Here is an 18,982-nt window from a genome sequence, read left to right on the forward strand (position 1 = left end):
GTCCTCGAAGGCGTTGATCGAACGCCCATTGTAGAGCGAGGTCCGTCAGCGCGTGACCGTCAGTGACGACAGCAGCTTGAGCAGACTGTCCACGTTCACCGGCTTCACGAAGTGATAATCGAAGCCCGCCGATTGCGCGCGCAGCCGGTCTTCCGCCTGGCCATAGCCCGTGATCGCGATCAGCAAAGGCTTCGTGTCGCCCTTGCGGCGCAGGCGTCGCGCGAGCTCGTAGCCGTCGATATCGGGCAGGCCGATATCGAGCAGCGCCACATCGGGCTTCAACAAGGGCGCGGCCTCCAGCGCTTCGGACGACGAGTACGCGACGCGCGCGACATGTTCCTCCGACTCGCATAGCATCGCGAGCGAATCGGCGGCGTCGCGGTTATCGTCGACGACGAGTATGCGCAATGCCGCGCGCGTCTCGCGCACGCTCGTCTCCGAAAGGGCGAGCGCCGAATGCCGTTCGTGATGAGAGACGCGCGGCAGCCGCACCGTCACCGTCGTGCCGAGGCCCGGCCCCGGGCTTTGCACGGTGATCGTGCCTTTGTGCATCTCGACGAGCTTCTTCACGAGCGACAAGCCGATGCCGAGTCCGCCGTTCGAGCGGTCCAGCGTGCGCTCGCCCTGCGAGAAAAGCTCGAACACCTTGGGCAAGAGATCGGACGAAATGCCGGTGCCCGTATCGGCGATGACGATCGATACCCACGCATCGTCCGCATGCACGCTCACGGTGATGCGCCCTTGCTCGGGCGTGTACTTGCTCGCATTGTTCAGCACGTTCACGAGAATCTGCGAGAGGCGCGTGGGATCGCCGCATACCCATGTGGTCGCATCGGATACATCGACCTGAATGTTCTGCGAGCGCGACTCGACCATGCCCGCGATCGCTTCCACCGCGTGATACACCGCCGTGCCGACGAGAATCGGCTCGACCTGCAGCGCGATGCGTCCCTGCGTGATGCGCGAGACTTCGAGCAGATCGTCGACGATGCGCGTCATGTGCTCCACTTGTCTGCCCATCAGATCGATGAGTTCGCGCAGATGCGTGTCGCGGTCCTGATCCTTTTGCAAGAGCGCGATGGCCGTGCGCAACGGCGCGAGCGGATTGCGCAGCTCATGCGCGAGCATCGCGAGGAATTCGTCCTTGCGGCGTCCGGCTTCGCGCAGCATCAGTTCCATATGCTTGCGCTCGGTGATGTCGATCACGCTGCCGATGATGCGCAACGGCTGGCCGTCCTTGCTGCGCTGGAGCAGGGCGTTGCCCTGCATCCATTGCTCGCCGTGCAGGTTGCGCACGCGGAACTCGAAGGTGCCGTCCGGATCGGCGCCTTGCGCGAGGGTGCGCACGTAGCGATCCAGTGCGGGACTGTCTTCGGGATGCACGCGTGCGAGCGCGGCTTCGTAGCTGAGCGTCTCGGTGATCTGGCGCTCGCCGCCGGTTTCGAGAAAGAGCGTCCATGTCGCGAGCTCAAGCGACGCGATGCGGATATGCGCGGCCTGCATCGCCACCGTCAGGCGCAAGCTGCGCGCTTCGATCGCGGCCTGGGCCTCGTAGCGCGGCGTGACGTCGGTCGTCGTGCCGAACCATTCCTGCAGGTTGCCTTTGTCGTCGTAGAGTGGCGCGGCATGCGCCTCGACCATGCGATAAGCGCCGTCGCGCCGATACATGCGAAAGGTGAGCGTGCGTGCCGTGCCTGCGCGCAATACATCGAGCCATGCCTGATGCGTGCGCTCGCGATCGTCGGGATGGATGTAATCGAGCCAGCCCCAGCCGGACAATTCGTCGGGCGGCGTGCCCGTGAACTCCTCCCATTCCCCGCCCGATGGACGGATCTCGCCGTTCGCATCGGCCGACCAGACGAGTGCGCCCGTCGTCTCGACGAGCGCGCGATAGCGCCGTTCGGAAAGACTCAAACGCTCTTCGTCCGCGCGCTGCATGCTGATGTCGAAGCTCACGCCATAGACGCGCGCGAGCACGCCATGACGATCGAACTCGGGATGCCCGCGCATACGCAGCCAGCGGCGTTGTCCCTGCTTGCCTTCGAGAACGAAGTCGAACTCGAACGGGCCGCCGTCGCGCAACGCTTCGGTGAGCTTGCGCTGAAACGGCTCGCGATATTCCGGCGCGACGCGGTCCCATACTTCCGAAAGCAAAACAGCTTCGGTGCCGGGCGGAAACGAGTAGAGCGCCGCGAGCTGCGCGGTCATGCGCACGACGCGCGTTTGCATGTCCCATTCCCACGCGCCCATGCGCGCGCCCGCGAACGCGGCCTGCAGACGCCGCTCGCTCGCCTCGTACATCGCCCATGCGTGACGGCACTCGTGTATGTCGATGGCCACGCCGACCGTATCGCCGATCTGTCCTTCTTCATCGCGCCGCGCCTGCAGATGCAGCGTGTGCCAGCGAAAGGCGCCGTCGTTGCGCAGCAGGCGCACGTCGACATTGCGCAGCAGCGTGCCGTCGCGCATTTGACGCAGTGCATCGAGAACGGGAGGAATGTCGTCCGGGTGGACAAATGCTTTCCAATGCCGCCCGACCAGTTCCGGAAACGGGACGCCGAGATAGCGGCAAGCCCACGGATTCGCATACTGGATCACACCATCGCGCGCCGCGCGCCACACGAACGACGGCAGAAAATGAGCAGGATCGTGCATGAGCGTCCTTGCTTCCTTATTCGGGCGAGACGCGTCGCCGGGCGCGGCATCGGGAGGCGGCGATAGCCTGGGGATACCATACAACAAAAGTGCAGCAATAACGCCCGCATGCGCCGCTGCTGCGCGCCCCGTCAGCGAGCAGGATGTAATTTGTACGTTGTCGATATGGTTTTGAACCCGCGCGGCGCACGCATGTCGCGCGGACTCGCGCCATCATCCCGCTTCGCCCACGTCCTTCGGATTCGGCAACTCGCCTTCCTTGCCTCGTTGATCGGGCTTCGGCGGCGCGGGCTCGTTCTTCATCGCGCGCTGTTGCTCGTCGGACAAGCGGCGATCGGCCACGTTCGGATCATCCGGCGTCTGCTTCGGCGGCGTTTGACGATCGGTCTGTTCGGTCATGAATGGCTCCTTGTCTTCATCGTCGATTGAGTGCGAACATCGGGCGCATCGCGCGTGCCCGGCTGCGCGATCAGGCATAGCCGATGCTCGCCTCGCATTCCGATGTCCCGTCCTCGACGCGATGACGCGCCGCGAGGGCGTATCGAACGATCATTCACTGATGCCGCTCATGCGATACACCATGAAGGCCGTTGCCCTGGCAGCTTCGGCTGCTTTCGCTTGCATCACGTCGATGCCGAATCGCGCAACGGCGGCGTCCGTCGTTTCGGCGCCGTATGGCGCGACGCAACAAGGGCAGGCGGTCGTTCAATACACGCTGTCGAACGCGCGCGGCGTGACGATGAGCTGCATCACGTACGGCGGCATTGTCACGCGTCTCGATGTGCCGGACCGGCGCGGGCGTCGCGCGGATATCGTGCTCGGCTTCGGCTCGCTCAGCGACTATGAGAAGCACAACGGCAAGATTCATTTCGGCGGATTGATCGGACGTTATGCGAACCGCATCGCCGATGGACGGTTCGAGCTCGACGGACGCAGCTACAAGCTGCCCGTCAACGAGCCGCCGAACACATTGCACGGCGGCCCGCGCGGGTTCGACGAAAAAGTCTGGACCGTGGTCAGGACGTTTCAGGGGGCACAGGGCGCGGGCGTGCAGCTTCGCTATGTGAGTCCCGATGGCGAGAACGGTTTTCCCGGCACGCTCTCCGTCGATGTGACTTACACGCTCACGGACGACAACGAAGTGCGCATCGACTATCGCGCGAAGACGGACAAGCCGACTGTCGTGAATCTCACGAATCACAGCTACTTCAATCTCGCGGGGGAGGGCAGCGGCAGCGTCGAGGCGCAGCTCATCATGATCGCGGGGTCGACCTATACGCCGATACGTCCCGATTCGATCCCGACGGGCGAGATCGTGAGTGTGGAAAACACGCCGCTGGATTTGCGCGCGCTGACGCCGATCGGCGCGCGGCTGCGTTCGTCGCATCCGCAGATGCGTTACGCGCACGGCTACGATCACAACTGGAAGCTCAACAAGAACGGCCCGCGCAATGGCGAGCCGAGCTTCGCGGCACGCGCCTACGATCCGTCGAGCGGACGCGTGCTCGATGTCTACACGACGCAGCCGGGCCTTCAGTTCTACACGGGCAACGGTCTGGACGGCAGCGTCGTCGGCATGTCGGGGGCGGCTTACAGGCAGACGGACGGCTTCGCGCTCGAAGCGGAACACTTCCCGGATTCGCCGAATCGTCCAACGTTCCCGTCGACCGAGCTCAAGCCCGGCGACGAGTATCACGAGGTCACTGTCTGGAAGATCGGCGTGCGTTGAGCTCAGAGCTTCGGCAGATCGGTCGGGTCCACTTGCGTGCCGGGTACGCCCGACGTATGCGCGCTGACCGCGAGCTCATGCTGCAAGGCATCGCGACGTTCCTTCGATGGCCGCGCATGTTGCGCATTGTCGAGCGCGGGAATCACGTAGTCGTTCACCATCTGCCTGAACGTCTGGAGATTCTTCGCATCGCGCAAGCCGCCATCGACGGACATCACGCTCGTCATCACGATCACCGTCTTGCGCTCGGGCAGCACCGTGATGAATTGCCCCTTGAAGCCCATCGCGTCGAATTCCGGCTCGCGCTGCACGATGTTGTTGATCCACCAGTAATAGCCGAAGTAAGGCGCGACGCCCGGCGATGTCATCTGCGTGATCCATTGCTGCGGCACCACCTGGCGCCCTTGCCAGCGGCCATGATCGAGCACGAGCATGCCGATCTTCGCCATGTCGACGGCGCGTAGTCGCAGGCCCCAGCCCGCGGAGACGAGACCCGAGCGGTCAGCGCGCTCCCATACCGCGTGTTTCATGCCGAGCGGGCCGAAGAGATTCGCCTGCGCATAGCGCTCCACAGGCTCATGTGCGGCGGCGCTCAGCATCGCGGCAGCGAGGATCGGATTGATGTCGGTGTATTCGAACTGCGAGCCGGGCGCGGCCTTGGGATTCGTTTTGGCGGCAAGCTTCAGGCGATCGGGCGCGGTGTAGTAGATCGGATCGTCCTTCGGCTTGAAGTCGTAATGCAGGCCGCTCGACATTGAGAGCACATGTTTCAGCTCGACGTTGCGTTTGTCGGCGAAATCGGCGCGCAAGTCGGGACGCCACGAAGCGAGCGTTGCGACGGAATCGTCGAGGCTGACCTTGCCCTGACCGATGAGCATGCCCGCGACCATCGACGTCACAGACTTCGTGACCGAGTACAACTCGTAGTTCGAATCGCGCGATGCGCCCGCGCCGTAGCGCTCGAAAATGAGCTTGCCGTCTTTCACGACGAGCAGGCTGTAGACATCGAGCTTCTGCTCGCGAATCCATTGCGAGAGGCGAACGAGTTCACGCGAATCGACATTCGCATCTTCGGGCTGCGCTTGCGCAAGACCGGCTTCATGCAGCGGCGCCGCATGGACGCTCGCGAGCGTTAGCGCGACGATGGCGGTGAGCAGCAGAGGTTTCTTCATGATCAGGTCTCGGGTGCGTCGTTGAATGCGGCCGCCGTGCCCGGCACGCCTTGTGTCTTGTTGCTGCGTTCGAGTTCTTCCTTCAATGCGTCGGTCTTCGCAGCCGTTGCGACGGGACGCGTGGACGGTGTCAGCGCGGGCAGGATGAAGTCGTTCACCATGTGGCGATACTGGTTGAGGTAGGTGGCGTCGCGCAGGCCGCCATCAGTCGGCAAGAGGCTCGTCATCACGACGACCGCATGCTCTTTCGGCAGCACCGTGATGAATTGCCCTTTGAAGCCCATCGCGCCGAATTCCGGTTGGCCCTTCTCCACGATGTGCTGAATCCAGCAGTAATAGCCGTAGTCGGCGGCGGCGGGCGAGGGCGTCGTCATTTGCTTGATCCACGCCTGCGGCACGATTTGCTTGCCTTGCCAGCGGCCGTTGTCGAGCATCAGCATGCCGATCTTCGCCATGTCGATCGCGCGCAAGCGCAAGCCCCAGCCGCCCGCGACAGCGCCGGTTTCATCGACGCCGGTCCAGCGGTAATGCGACATGCCGAGCGGCTCGAACAGCTTCTTCTGCGCGAAGCGATCCTCGCGTTCGTGCGCGGCCACGCTCACCGCCGTGCCCACCAGCACCGGATTCACGTCGATGTAATCGAAGTCCGTGCCCGGCGCTTTCGCGGCACGCGCCGTCACCGCGACGCGCAGTCGATCCGGCGCGCCGTAGTAGAGCGGATCGGTGCCTTCGCGCGTCTGATAGCTGAGACCACTCGACATCGACATCAGATGGCGGAGCTCGATGTTCTGCTTGTCCGCGAGTTGGGCGGCGAGATCGGGCCGCGCTTTCGCGATGAGCGGCGCGACCTTCGTCGACGGATTCAGCTTGCCTTCGCCTTCGAGCACGCCGACGAGCAAGGACGTGATCGTCTTCGTGACCGAATACAGCTCGTAGTTGTTGTCGCGCGTGAGGCCATCGCCATAGCGCTCGAACACGATCTTCCCGTCCTTCACGACGACGAGGCTGCGCACATCCATCTTGTCCGCGCGAATCCATTCCGACATGCGCACGAGTGGCGCTGAATCCACGCCGATGGATTCGGGCACGACGCCCGGCATGTCCTTCGATGCGTCGCCCGCTGCATGCGCGGTGACGCAAACGAGCGCCGCCGCCATTGAAGTGGCTATGAGTTTCATCGCTTGCACCTTCATTCGAGGTTGGGTTTGCCCGCGGGCTGGAAGCGTCCGCGTCCGGCTTTCACGTTCAGGAGCCTGCCGTCTTCGACGAGCAACTCGCCGCGCGAAAAGCAGTGACGCGGCCATCCGGTCACTTCGATGCCTTCATAAGGCGTGTAATCGACTGCGTGATGCAGCGAAGCATTGGCGATCGTCACGCGCTTGTCCGGGTCCCACACGACGATGTCCGCGTCCGCGCCGACCGCGATCGTGCCTTTCTTCGGATACAGGCCATAAAGCTTCGCGGGCGCGAGCGACGTGAGTTCGACGAACTGATGCAGCGAGATGCGTCCTTCCTTCACGCCCTTGAAAAGCAGGGGCAAGCGCGTTTCGAGCCCTGGAATGCCGTTCGGAATGTGATCGAACGAGACCTCCTTGCCGCCCGGTTTCTTGCCTTGTGGATCGTCGTAAGAGAAGGGCGCGTGATCGGACGACACGAGCGAGAACACGCCCTGACGCAAGGCTTTCCACACCGCGCTCTGATTCGCGGGATCGCGCGGCGGCGGACTGCATACGCACTTCGCGCCTTCGTATTCGCCGTGGCCGAGATCGTCGGCGGTCAAGTACATGTATTGCGGGCACGTTTCCGCGAGAATCGGCAGGCCGCGCGATTGTCCCCAGCGAATCTGCTCGATCGCATCCGCGCCCGATACATGCACGATGAGTATCGGCACGTCGACGAGCTCGGCGAACGCGATCGCGCGATGCGTCGCTTCACGCTCGACGACAGCGGGCCGCGCGAGCGCATGCGCGTGCGGCGCATGCAGGCCTTTGCCCAGCAGACGTTCGGTCAGCCAGCCGATGCAGTCCGAGTTCTCCGCATGCACCATCACGAGCGCGCCGTGCTCGCGCGCGACGGTGAGCACGTCGAGCATCTGACGATCGTTGAGCTTGAGATCGTCGTAGGTCATGTAAACCTTGAACGACGTGTAGCCGTTCTCGATGAGACGCGGCAATTCTTCCGCGAGCACATGCGGCGTCGGATCGGCGACGATCAGGTGAAAGCCGTAATCGATCAGCGCGCGTCCTTCGGCGCGGCTGTGATAGTCGTCGACGGCCGCCTGCAGCGATTGCCCCTTCGCCTGCGCGGCGAACGGAATCACCGTCGTCGTGCCGCCGCACAGGGCGGAACGCGTGCCGCTGAGAAAATCGTCGGCCATGCGCAGGCCGTCGGGCATCGGCTGATCGAGATGACAGTGTCCGTCGACGCCGCCCGGCAACACCAGCATTCCGCTCGCGTCGAGCTCGCGCGGCGCGCTCGGCAGACCGTGCCCGAGCATCGCCACGCGGCCTTCGCGAATGCCGATGTCGCACGAAAACCGGTCCGACGCGGTGACGACGTCGGCGTGACGAATCACGAAGTCGAGATCGTTCGACATGGCATGCTCCCTTAGATGACTTCGCTGAAGAGACGTCCCCAGCCCTTCACGCTGCGCGTGTCGTAATCGGCGAGCTGCAGCGATTTCCATACGACGGTCGCGATCGTGTCGTAGATCGGAATGCCGGTCTCTTGTTCGAGCTCGGGCACGAGATGCGCCGCATTCAGGTTCGTGCAGAAGATGGAAATGGCGCGCGGCTTGTCCTTCGCCACTTCGCGCACCATGCGGCGGATTTCATCGGCCTCGACCTCGGAGAACGAGAAATTGACCTTCAGGTTCAGATGCCGCTCCGCGATGCAGTTCAGCCCTTCGCTGCGATAGTTCGCGATGATCTTCTCCTGCACGTTGTCGAGATACGGCGTGACGAGACCGAACTCGCGCGCACCGGTCTTCTTCAGGATTTCGTTCAGCGCGAGAACGGACGTGGTCGCGGGAATGCCGGTCGCTTCCGTGATCCGGCGGCACAGGCGCTCGTCGGCCTCGAAGCCGAGCCAGCCCGACGATGTGCCGTTCCATGCGATCACGTCGACCTTCGCATCGGCGAGCAGTTGCGCGGCTTGCAGGATCTTCGAATCGTCGAACTGGCCGAGCGCCTGATCGGAGAGCGAGATCTCCGTCACCGGGAAGCGCGCGAAATGCGCGGAGACGCCGGGCAGATTCGCAACCATCGCGCTCGTCAGCGGTTCGAGCGACGTGTTGGACGAAGGCGTGAGCATGCCGAGCAGGGTACGTTTTTTCATCGTGATGTCTCTTGTGTGAATCGAGCGAAGCGTTGCTGCATGAAGGCTGATTCCACTCAAACGGGAATCTTCTTTTCGTAATCGATGGCGCTGGAGCACACGAGCAAGCCGATGCCGGCCGCTGCGAAGAACATCAGCGCGAGGAAGTAGGAGTGGGTGAACTGCACGATCGCGCCGACGATGATCGGCACCGCAATGCCGCCGATATTGCCGCCGAGATTCATGAAGCCGCCGAGAAAGCCGATCTTGTTGCGCGTGCCGAGCGACGACGGAATGCACCAGTAAAGACCGCACCAGCGCAGGAAGAAGAGCGTCGTGGAGAGCAGGGCGACGACGGCGACGGCGTTCGTCACATACGCCACCGAGAAGATCGACACCGTCGCGATGATCGCCGCGATGCCGAAAAGCGTGCGCATCACGACATTCGGACGTCCGCCTGCGGCCTTCCACTTGTCCGCGATCCATCCGCCGATCAGCTCGCCGATGAAACCGCTGAAGAAGATGATGAAGCTCGATCCGCCCATCTGCTTGATGTCGAAGCCGTGAACCATGTGCAGGTAGTTGGGCATCCAAGTGAGCAGGCCATAGAACACGCTGTTGAAGCACATCCAGCCGAAGAACATGCACCACACCGAGCGGTACCTGAAGAAATCGCGCGTGCGGCCCGAGAGCGACGGCGGTTCCGCGGCGGCGTCGCGTGCGTGCGATTCCTCGATATAGGCCGCTTCGAGCTCGTTCACGCCGGGATGCTCGCGTGGTGTATTGCGTACATAAAACCAGGCGAGGATGCCCGCGAGCACCGTGCCGACGCCCGCCACCGCGAACGCGAGCCGCCACGAGCCGAGGATCGCGATGAGCCCGGTGATCAGGATCGCGCCCAGCGCCGCGCCGAGCGGGGCGCCGCCGTCGAGCAGCGTCGCGCCGCGGCCGCGCTCGGTCTGCGTCATCCAGATGGCGTTGAGCTTGCCGCCCGCCGGGTAGATCGGCGCTTCGGATGCACCGAGGCCGAGGCGCGTGAGCAACAGGCTCGGCGCGTTCGTGCAGAAGGCCGCGATCGCCTGGAAGAAGCCCCAGAACACGGTCGCGGTGGCAATCACGATGCGCGGCTTGAAGCGGTCGGCGAGCATGCCGCCGGGAATCTGCATGACCGCGTAGGTCCAGAAGAACGAGGAGAGGATCAGTCCCTCCATCGCCGGGCCGATATCGAACTCCTTGGAAATCAGTGGCATCGCGACCGACAGCGACGCGCGGTCGATGTAGTTGATCGCGATGAGACTCAGCATGACGACGAAAATCTTCCAGCGAACGGTGGATTTGCCCACCGTCAATGCGGCAACACCGGATGTTGAAGACATGAACGGGCTCCTGGATAGGCGGGTGTTTTCGTGACGTCGCGCAACGTTGGACTGAGTATAAGATTAGAAATTTATAATTACAAACAGTGTAAACGATTGGTTTCATTGAAATTTAGACTGCACGTTCGCGGTGCAGGGTTTTCACCAAGTTCGTGATAAGCTTGCACTGCGATGAACCAGACCACCAAAAGCCCCCTCCTTTTGCGCACCCGCGGCATGGCCGCGGAGATCACCGCGCGCCTGCGCGGCATGATCGACGAGGGCGAATTGCCGCCCGGCGCGCGCATCGACGAAAAAGAATTGAGCACCGCGTTCGACGTCTCCAAGACGCCGTTGCGCGAGGCGCTGAAAGTGCTGGTGTCGGAGGGGCGCGTGACGCACCGGCAGTACATCGGTTATCGCGTCGCGGAGATCGATCTCGACGATCTCGCCGCCACGTTCGAGCTGCTGCATGGCCTCGAAGCGATGGCCGGTGAACTGCTGCAAAAGCGCGTCACGAATGCGGAAATCGCATCGATCGCGGCGAAGCATCGGCGCATGGTGGAGTGTCACGACGCCGGCAAGCGCGTCGAGTACTTCAAGCTGAATCAGCAGATTCACCAGATGATCGTCGATGCCGCCGACAACCCTGTGCTCGGGGGCGTGTATTCGACGCTGATGGCGAAGGTGCATCGGGCGCGCGGCGCGGCCAATGCCGACACGTTGCGCTGGGCCGAATCCGCCAGCGAGCACGAAGCCATTCTGGCCGCGCTCGAAGACCCCGCGCACGAAGGCTTGCCGAAGATATTGCGCGAGCATTCGGAGAACACGGCGCGCGAAGTGCTCGCCGTGCTGATGCGCGCGAAGGGCGATGCGTCCGGTGCGCGCATGGCCGATCTCACACGCGAAGAAGCCTCGGGCTGATCGCGCTTACCTCGGCACACTCCATAACGCGACGAAGAGCTTTCGCGTCCCGCGCATGGCCTCGCGATGTCCTTGCGAAACATGTGCGGAACGCGACGCTCCGTCGTACTAGCACGTCCCGACGCGACGGCTGGAAACAGCCGTGCGTCGATGGTGCTCTCTCAGGCCGGCCCTGCAATGGTTTTATTTCCAGCGGTTGGCATTTTGCGTTTTGAATTCTGAATGCCTTCTTGTGTTTTGCATGCCGCATGCACGTCCGCCGATGGCTACGCGGCCGCCTTGCCCGAGCCAGCGCCGGCGCGTTCCCGTGCGAGAAGCTCGAAAAGCCGCAGCACGCGTGCGCGTTGCGTGGACACGAGATCGCTTTCGTCGCCGAGCGCCGCGAGCCGCCGCTTCCAGTAGTCGCGGTCGAGACAGGAGAACGCCTTCGCATCGCCCGATAGCGCGAGCGAGCGGATCATGCGCTCGAGATGATCGAGCTGCGCATCGGCGACGCGAGCCGGCTTGAGCGCCGCCTGTGTCGCCCGCGTGGCTTGCAAGGCTTTCGACTTTCCCATATTGACGCCCCGAAACGTCTTTTTTCCTTTGCCTGCGGCTGTATTTTTGGAGTCGATCAGCCGTAAACGCATGTGAAAGGAGCCAGCGATGTGACGGCGGGATGACGACAGGAATCGCCGACCTGAACCGTCCGCGCCGCCGCACACGCTGCTCCTCGTGCAGCACGATATACCTGCAATCGCAATTCGCTTTACCATGCGTCTCATTTGCTGGCCGCGCTTCGTGCGCTCGCCATCGATCGAAAGGACGATTTGACCGACATCCGTCTCATGCCCGCCGATACCGATCCGCCCGCCTTGTCCACGCGCTTCTCGACGCAGGCCTTTGCGCGCGAGCGACAACTGCTCGCATGGCGCGATCGCGTCGGGCATGTGGTCGATGTCCTGCCGGACAAGGAGCAGATCGCACGCGGCTTCGCGGGCAGCATCGACCTGCATGCGGCGGGCGGTCTCGTGTTCACGGAGGCGCGCACCGAAGCGCTGGTGCTGGAGCGCTCGATCGCGCGCGTCTCGACCGACACGCGCCGCGATTTTGCGTTCCATGTCTATGCGGAAGGCGAGACCGGCACTGTCAGCGGCCTGCGCGCGAAGCGCAGCTCGCCTGGGTCGATGCGCGGCATCGTCGCGTTCGATCTGAATCAGCGCTTTCGCATCGAGCGCCCGGCGTGCCGCGTGCTGACCATGTTCGTGCCGCGCGCGATCGTGGCCTCGCAGATCGGCGACTGCGATGCGTTGCATGGCCGCGTGGTGCCCGAGGACGCGCCGCTCGCGCGTTTCCTGTTCGAGCATTTCGACGCCACCGCGCGCGAGCTGCCCGCGCTCGAACGGCCCGATGCGATCGACCTCCTCGATGCCGGCGCGCAGCTCCTGCTCGCCGCGTTCGCCGATAAGCCGCACGCATTGCACGATTCGCGCGCCGCGTTGCAATCCGCCGTGAAGGCTCAGGTGAAGCGCTATGTCGAGACGCATCTGCACGAGGCCGATCTCACGCCGATGAAAATCGTCGACGCGCTCGGCCTCAAGCGCGCGACGATCTATCGATGGTTCGAGCCGGAAGGCGGCCTTGGCGCATACATCCGGCATCGCCGCTTGCGCGAGGCCGCCGATGAGCTCGCGCGGTTCCCGAATCTGCAGATCGCGGATATCGCATTCGGTCTCGGCTTCAAGAGCGCGTCGGACTTCACGCGCGCGTTTCGCCGCGAATTCGATGCAAGTCCGCTGGAAACGCGTCTGCGTGCGCTCGAACTGCTGCGCGCGATGAACGACGATCCCGTCATGCGCACGCGCGCCGCGCACTCGAGGGGCGCTCGGGAAAGCGGCTGAGCGCGAAGAGCGTCACGCAGTTCGCGGCCAGCAGATACCACGCGGGCGTCATCGCGTTGCCGGTCGCGCCGATGAGCCATGCGACGGCGAGCGGAGAAAACCCGCCGAAGATGACGACGCCGAAGGTGTAGATCACCGCGAGGCTCGCCGCGCGCCGATGCGTCGGAAAGGCTTCGAGCATGAGCACCGAGCCCGCGCCCGCGTTGTTCAGCGCGACCGCGACATAGAGCAGGATGATGACGAGCGCGAGCGCATCCGGCGCGCCTTGCGTGAGGGCGTAAAAGGCCGGATAAGCCGTCGCGAGCGCGGCCGCGAGCGATGCGTATTGCAGCGTCTTGCGGCTCGTCAGCCGGTCCGCCGCAAGCGCGACGAGCGGCGTCACGATGAGAATCACGAGCCCGGAGAGCGATGCGATCGCCAGGCTGATCGTCGCGGGCCGATGCAGCGTATGCGTCAGATAACTCGGCATGTACAGCACGGCGATATAGATGCTGGACGAGGGCGCGGCCATCATCAGGATGCCGCATGCGAGCGCGCGTCCATGCTCGCGCAACACGATCGCGAGCGGCGCGCGCGCGGGCCGCGTTGCCGATGCGGACGCTTCGCCCGGCACGCGGCGCAGGAACCAGCCGAGCGGCGCGATCAGTCCGCCGATGACGAAGGGCACGCGCCATCCCCATTGCGCGAGCTGCTCGTTCGACAACAACGCGGACGTGCATGCGCCGACGAGCGCCGCGACGCACGCAGCCGCGCCCTGGCTCGCCCCGCGCCAGCTGACGATGTAGCAGCGCCGTTCGTAGGGCACCGATTCCATCAACAGGGCGGACGCGGGCCCGATCTCGCCGCCCGCCGCGAGCCCTTGCAGGAGCCGCGCGCACACGATCAGCACGGTTGCGCTCGCGCCGATCGCCGCATGCGTCGGCAGACACGCGATCAGCCACGTGCCCGCCGCCATCAGGCCGATGGACAGCCGCATGCCGGCCTCGCGTCCGTGCCTGTCGGCGTGACGTCCGATCATTACCGCGCCGAGCGGGCGCATCACGAAGCCCGCGCCGAAGGTCGCGAGCGAGAGCAATAGCGACGAAGCCGCGTCGTGCGCGGGAAAGAACAATCGTCCGATGATCGCGGCGGAGAAGCCGTACACGGTGAAGTCGTAGGCGACGAAGCCGTTGCTGATCACCGTCGCCACGATGATGCGGGTCAGATTCGCAGACGTGTTTCGATGTTCGGTTTTAGTCATGAATGAACGGAGATTGATGCATTCGAATCCGGCCATCGAGGTTAACGGCCGTATTTTCCGGATCTTTTGGCCTGTCGCGATCATCCAGCAATACGCGCGCGCGCGTGCGCGCGTAATATACGTTCGGCTTTTGCACAGCTTTCGTATCGATATCTTCCCAGTCCGTTTACGAACGAGGGTTCGCTTTCATGGATGACGCCACGCGCGAATTCGATCGCCTGCGCCCACGCTTGCAGGGCATCGCATATCGCATGCTCGGATCGGTGGCCGAAGCGGAAGACATCGTGCAGGATGTGTGGCTGCGCTGGCATGCATCGGCGCGCGAGGCCATCGAGAACGCGGAGGCGTGGCTCGTCGCGGTGACGACGCGCCATTCGATCGATCGTTTGCGCGCCGCGAAAGTGCAGCGCGAACATTACGCGGGCATCTGGCTGCCCGAGCCGCACATCACCGAGCCGCCCGCGACGCCGGAAGAAGTCACGGAGCGCGCCGACGATGTCTCCGTCGCGTTCCTGATGCTGCTCGAACGGCTGACGCCCGAGGCGCGCGCGGCGTTCCTGCTGCGCGAAATCTTCGACACGGATTATCCGGAAGTCGCGAGCATCATCGGCAAGACGGAAGCCGCGTGCCGCCAGCTCGTGAGCCGCGCGAAAGCGCAATTGCGCGAGGAACGGCCGCGTCATTCGGTGCCGCGCGAGATTCACCGGCGCCTGCTGCATGCGTTCGCGCGGGCCGTCGAACATGGGGACTTCGCCGCGATTCACGCAATGCTCGCGGAAGACGCGATGCTCGTCGGCGACGGCGGCGGACGCGTCCCCAGCTTCCCGCAACCGCTCATGGGCGGCAAGCGCATCGCGCAACTCTTCTATGCGGCGTTCCTGCGACATGGAAAAGGCGTGCGTCTTCAGCTCGTCATGCTCAACCAGCAATGGGCGCTCTTGCGTTTCATCGACGGCAAGCTCGAATCCGCGCAGACGTATGACATCGAAGACGAACGCATCGTGGCCATTCAGGTGCAGCGCAACCCGGAGAAGCTCGAACGTATCGCGGCCCTTTACGGCGGCGCGTGATTGGTGCGCCCGATTGGTGCGCATGATTGGTGCGCATGAGGCAACAGCGTGCGGACGTTCGCGCCTCTACCGCGACCAGCCGCGCAAACCTACGATGACATCCATGCCGATCAGGAATCGTCAGCGGCATCTTCAACCACGCATGGAGTCATCATGACGCAACGAATCAACTATGTTCAACAGTCGCCGCAGCTGTTCAAGAAGTTCTACGAGTTCAGTCAGGCGGTGAAGGAGTGCTCGATCGAGCAGACGACGCGCGATCTCGTGACGCTGCGCGCGTCGCAGATGAACGGCTGCGCCTTTTGCGTCGACATGCACGTGAAGGAAGCGAAGATCCACGGCGAACGCGAGCTGCGCACGCATCACGTCGCAATCTGGCGCGAGTCGACGCTGTTCTCGTCGCGCGAACGTGCCGCACTGGCGTGGACCGAAGTGCTGACGCGCCTGCCCGAGCATGGCGTGCCCGATGAACTCTATGCGCGTGTGCGCGAGCAGTTCACGGAGAAAGAGCTGTCCGACCTGACCTACGTGGTCATGGAGATCAACGGATGGAACCGCGCCAATGTGGCGTTCCAGACGGTGCCGGGCTCGTCCGACAAGGCGTTCGGCCTCGACAAGGCGAACCTGTCGTAAGGCGCTCGCGCCGTCATTCGATCATCGGAGGACCGATCATGCAGAGCATCAAACGCGTGGGACTGGCGCTCGTCGTCGGATGCGCGGCGCTCGTCGCGAACACGGCGCAGGCTGCGCCCGAGGCCATCGTCAAGGAGTTGATGACGAAGCCGCTGCCGGAATATCCGGGCAAGGAAGCGCTGATGATCAGCGTGGAGTATCCGCCGGGCTCGGTCGATCCGGTGCATCGTCACGACGCGCATGCCTTCGTCTATGTGCTCGAAGGCACGATCGTCATGCAGCTCAAGGGCGGCAAGGCCGTGACGCTCAAGCCGGGCGACACCTTCTACGAAGGCCCCGACGATATCCACACCGTGGGCCGCAACGCGAGCAAGACGAAACGCGCGAAGTTCATCGTGCTGCTCCTGAAGGACAAGGGCAAACCGGTATTGACGCCGGTGCAATAAGGCAATCAGGCCGCACGCGAAAAGATTTCAGCGTTCGCGTGTCACAAACCGCGCGGCGCGAACGTCTTGTGGAATAGAGCCACTACGTTTCGTGCCGCCATGCCATCAGACCTTGCGTTTCATTCCGACGATTCGCTCGCGTACAGCTTCGCGACGAGTTATGCGGGCGTCGTCTCCTTTCTCGCCGTCGCCAACGAGGGCAGCTTCGCGAAAGCGAGCGATCGCCTCGGCATCGGCCGCTCCGCCGTCAGCCGCAACGTGCAGAAGCTCGAAGCGCAGCTCGACGCGCGTCTCTTTCTTCGCACCACGCGCAGCACGTCGCTGACGCGCGAGGGCGAACTCTTCTACAAGAATTGCCAGCCGGGCGTGGAGCGCATCGTGCAGGCGCTCGAGGACATGCGCGAGCTGCGCAACGGGCCGCCGCGCGGACACTTGCGCATCGCATCGACACCGGGCTTCGGCCGCAAGGTCGTCGCGCCGTTGCTGTCCGGCTTCAATGCGCGCTATCCCGACATCGCGCTGGAACTGCTGCTCAACGACCGTCCGTGCGATTTCATCGCCGAGCGTGTCGATGTCGCGTTTCGCGACGGCCATATGGAAGACAGCGAAGTCGTCGCGAAGCAATTGATCCCCATGCAGATGATCGTGTGCGCGTCGCCGCAATATGCGCGCGAGCACGGCTTGCCGCGTCATGTCGATGAACTCGAAAAGCATCGCTGCATCAACTTCCGCACGTCGGCGGGGCGCATTGCCGATTGGGAGTTCAAGGTCGACGGCTTGACGCAAAAGCGCTCGCCCGCCGCGCGGCAAACGTTCAACGATATCGACCTGATGCTGCAAGCCGTGCTCGACGGGCAGGGCATCGCGCAACTGCCCGCGTATCTCGTGTGCGAACTGGTCAAGGCCGGGCGCCTCTTCATGTGTCTCGCGCAACATGCGCCCGATGACGGCGGCCACTATCTCTGCTACCTCAGCCGCAAGCATTTGCCCGCGCGCGTGCGCGTGTTCGTCGACTACATGACGGAGCACACGCGCAAGCTCGATCTGCATTGTCTGTCGACGACCATCACGAATGCGAGCGCGCCATCGCTCGTGCCGGCCGATTGATGCATTGAAGGCAACACCGCGCGTCCGGTGGCGGCGCTACCGGATGCAGGCGCGCACGCCTACGATGCATCACGTATTCAGCGCGTTCGTGCAGTGCAACCGGAAACTCAAAGGGGATAAACATGAAGATCGTAGTGATCGGCGGCAGCGGACTCATCGGCAGCAAGGTTGTGAAGAACTTGCGTGCGCGCGGGCATGAAGTGATCGCGGCATCGCCGGCATCGGGCGTCGATACGATGACGGGCAAGGGCCTGAAGGAAGCGTTGCAGGATGCGCGTGTGGTCGTCGACGTCGCCAATTCGCCTTCGTTCGAAGACAAGTCGGTGCTCGAATTCTTCGAGACGTCGGGACGCAATCTCTTCGCGGCGGAGAAAGCGGCGGGGGTTGCGCATCATGTGGCGTTGTCGGTCGTCGGTACGGATCGCCTCGCGCAAAGCGGCTATTTTCGCGGCAAGATCGCGCAAGAGAAGCTCATTCGCGAATCGGGCGTGCCCTACACGATCGTCCAGTCGACGCAGTTCTTCGAGTTCCTCGGCGGCATTGCAAAGGCGAGCGCCAGCGAGAACGCGGTGCATCTGTCGGGCGCATACATTCAGCCGATCGCATCCGACGATGTCGCGAGCGCCGTCGCGGATCATGCGGTCAACGCGCCGGTGAACGGCGTCGTGGAAATCGCGGGACCGGAGAAGTCGCGCCTTTCCGATCTGATGCAGCGTTATTTCACGGCGACCGGCGACGCGCGCAAGGTCATCGCGGATGAGCGCGCGCTTTACTTCGGCGCGCAGCTCGCGGCGGACACGCTGCTGCCGGGCGCTGGAGCGCAGCTCGGCGCGGTGAACTTCGATGCGTGGTTCAGGCAAAGTCAGAGCCAGCCGCAAGCGGCGCATTGAGCGATCATGTAGTCAACGCTTGCAAGAGAGGCCGCTCATGGTGCCGATCGCTCCGCCACCCGTCAGTCTGCTCGACAAGTATCAAGGGCAGGACGTGCAACCGCTTTATAGAACGACCGTCACGGTCACGGGCGGCGATGCGGGCCATGGCCGCGCCTCGGGCGTGGCCCGCTCCGACGACGGCAATCTCAACCTGAACCTGCGCATGCCGCAAGCGCTCGGTGGTCCCGGCGGCGGCACGAACCCGGAGCAGTTGTTCGCCGCGGGCTATGCCGCGTGCTTTCATGGCGCGCTGGTCTTGCTGGCGGCGCGCGCGGGCATCGCGTCGGAAGGCGCGAGCGTGTCGGTCACAGTGGAGTTCGCACGCGATCCGATGGATGGCCTCTTCGTGCTCACCGCGCACACGCGCGTCCAGATACCTGGCGTCGAACGCGCGGTGGCGGAGGAACTCGTGCGCAACACGGAGCGCTTTTGCCCGTACACGAAGATGGCGCGTAAGGGCATCGTCAATATAGTTGCGCTTGCAAGCAATCGCGAGGCCCCGGATCGCGCTGAGTGAATCGCGC

General features: G+C 63.7%; 18 protein-coding genes. 9 read left to right on the forward strand and 9 right to left on the reverse strand.

Annotation, left to right across the window (positions count from 1 at the left end):
* Positions 1-45: 45 nt before the first annotated feature.
* Both AWB78_RS13120 and AWB78_RS13125 read right to left on the reverse strand, forming a co-directional pair.
* Positions 46-2,655, reverse strand: coding sequence for a PAS domain-containing hybrid sensor histidine kinase/response regulator (locus AWB78_RS13120; protein ID WP_062605013.1), 2,610 nt, complete (start codon positions 2,653-2,655; stop codon positions 46-48).
* A gap of 213 nt (positions 2,656-2,868) precedes the next feature.
* Positions 2,869-3,054, reverse strand: coding sequence for a hypothetical protein (locus AWB78_RS13125; RefSeq protein ID WP_062605014.1), 186 nt, complete (start codon positions 3,052-3,054; stop codon positions 2,869-2,871).
* A 232-nt stretch (positions 3,055-3,286) separates the two neighbouring features.
* Between AWB78_RS13125 and AWB78_RS13130 the strand changes: the two genes are divergently transcribed.
* Complete coding sequence (locus AWB78_RS13130) at positions 3,287-4,384, forward strand: aldose epimerase family protein (RefSeq protein ID WP_232477697.1); 1,098 nt, start codon at positions 3,287-3,289, stop codon at positions 4,382-4,384.
* Positions 4,385-4,386: 2 nt separating this feature from the next.
* On the opposite strand, the gene AWB78_RS13135 is transcribed toward AWB78_RS13130, so the two are convergent.
* From AWB78_RS13135 to AWB78_RS13155, 5 genes are read right to left on the reverse strand one after another with little or no spacing between them, the layout of a single operon-like run.
* Positions 4,387-5,556, reverse strand: a complete 1,170-nt coding sequence (locus AWB78_RS13135) for a serine hydrolase domain-containing protein (protein WP_062605015.1) — start codon at positions 5,554-5,556, stop codon at positions 4,387-4,389.
* 2 nt (positions 5,557-5,558) lie between these two features.
* The gene (locus AWB78_RS13140; protein ID WP_062605072.1) at positions 5,559-6,734 is read right to left on the reverse strand and encodes a serine hydrolase domain-containing protein; all 1,176 of its coding nucleotides are present in this window, start codon (positions 6,732-6,734) and stop codon (positions 5,559-5,561) included.
* An 11-nt stretch (positions 6,735-6,745) separates the two neighbouring features.
* Positions 6,746-8,152: a dihydropyrimidinase gene (hydA, locus tag AWB78_RS13145; RefSeq protein ID WP_062605016.1), complete on the reverse strand. Its 1,407-nt coding sequence runs from the start codon at positions 8,150-8,152 to the stop codon at positions 6,746-6,748.
* Between the two features lie 11 nt (positions 8,153-8,163).
* Positions 8,164-8,892 (reverse strand): maleate cis-trans isomerase family protein, encoded by a 729-nt coding sequence (locus AWB78_RS13150; protein WP_062605017.1) that lies wholly within the window; start codon positions 8,890-8,892, stop codon positions 8,164-8,166.
* 56 nt (positions 8,893-8,948) lie between these two features.
* Positions 8,949-10,247, reverse strand: a complete 1,299-nt coding sequence (locus AWB78_RS13155) for an MFS transporter (RefSeq protein WP_062605018.1) — start codon at positions 10,245-10,247, stop codon at positions 8,949-8,951.
* A 216-nt stretch (positions 10,248-10,463) separates the two neighbouring features.
* Between AWB78_RS13155 and AWB78_RS13160 the strand changes: the two genes are divergently transcribed.
* Positions 10,464-11,150 (forward strand): GntR family transcriptional regulator, encoded by a 687-nt coding sequence (locus tag AWB78_RS13160; RefSeq protein WP_082883308.1) that lies wholly within the window; start codon positions 10,464-10,466, stop codon positions 11,148-11,150.
* 266 nt (positions 11,151-11,416) lie between these two features.
* Here AWB78_RS13160 and AWB78_RS13165 read toward each other — a convergent pair whose 3' ends face one another.
* Positions 11,417-11,707 carry a hypothetical protein gene (locus AWB78_RS13165; RefSeq protein WP_062605020.1) on the reverse strand — a complete coding sequence of 97 codons (291 nt, stop codon included), beginning with the start codon at positions 11,705-11,707 and terminating at the stop codon, positions 11,417-11,419.
* Positions 11,708-11,959: 252 nt separating this feature from the next.
* On the opposite strand from AWB78_RS13165, the gene AWB78_RS13170 reads away from it, so the two are divergent.
* The gene (locus tag AWB78_RS13170) at positions 11,960-13,030 is read left to right on the forward strand and encodes a helix-turn-helix domain-containing protein (protein ID WP_232477691.1); all 1,071 of its coding nucleotides are present in this window, start codon (positions 11,960-11,962) and stop codon (positions 13,028-13,030) included.
* Here the strand turns inward: AWB78_RS13170 and AWB78_RS13175 are convergent.
* Complete coding sequence (locus AWB78_RS13175; RefSeq protein WP_062605073.1) at positions 12,981-14,270, reverse strand: MFS transporter; 1,290 nt, start codon at positions 14,268-14,270, stop codon at positions 12,981-12,983. The genes AWB78_RS13170 and AWB78_RS13175 overlap by 50 nt on opposite strands.
* A 188-nt stretch (positions 14,271-14,458) precedes the next feature.
* On the opposite strand from AWB78_RS13175, the gene AWB78_RS13180 reads away from it, so the two are divergent.
* From AWB78_RS13180 to AWB78_RS13205, 6 genes are all read left to right on the forward strand, one after another.
* Positions 14,459-15,340: an RNA polymerase sigma-70 factor gene (locus AWB78_RS13180; protein WP_062605021.1), complete on the forward strand. Its 882-nt coding sequence runs from the start codon at positions 14,459-14,461 to the stop codon at positions 15,338-15,340.
* A gap of 153 nt (positions 15,341-15,493) precedes the next feature.
* Positions 15,494-15,973 (forward strand): carboxymuconolactone decarboxylase family protein, encoded by a 480-nt coding sequence (locus AWB78_RS13185; RefSeq protein WP_062605022.1) that lies wholly within the window; start codon positions 15,494-15,496, stop codon positions 15,971-15,973.
* Between the two features lie 38 nt (positions 15,974-16,011).
* On the forward strand, positions 16,012-16,419 hold the full coding sequence (locus tag AWB78_RS13190; RefSeq protein ID WP_062605023.1) for a cupin domain-containing protein: 408 nt from the start codon (positions 16,012-16,014) through the stop codon (positions 16,417-16,419).
* Positions 16,420-16,518: 99 nt separating this feature from the next.
* Positions 16,519-17,526: a LysR family transcriptional regulator gene (locus AWB78_RS13195; RefSeq protein WP_062605024.1), complete on the forward strand. Its 1,008-nt coding sequence runs from the start codon at positions 16,519-16,521 to the stop codon at positions 17,524-17,526.
* 122 nt (positions 17,527-17,648) lie between these two features.
* Positions 17,649-18,416, forward strand: coding sequence for an SDR family oxidoreductase (locus tag AWB78_RS13200; protein WP_062605025.1), 768 nt, complete (start codon positions 17,649-17,651; stop codon positions 18,414-18,416).
* Positions 18,417-18,453: 37 nt separating this feature from the next.
* Positions 18,454-18,975 (forward strand): Ohr family peroxiredoxin, encoded by a 522-nt coding sequence (locus AWB78_RS13205; RefSeq protein ID WP_062605026.1) that lies wholly within the window; start codon positions 18,454-18,456, stop codon positions 18,973-18,975.
* Positions 18,976-18,982 lie beyond the last annotated feature (7 nt).

This window comes from Caballeronia calidae (genome assembly GCF_900044055.2).
GTDB classification, from domain to species: Bacteria; Pseudomonadota; Gammaproteobacteria; order Burkholderiales; family Burkholderiaceae; genus Caballeronia; species Caballeronia calidae.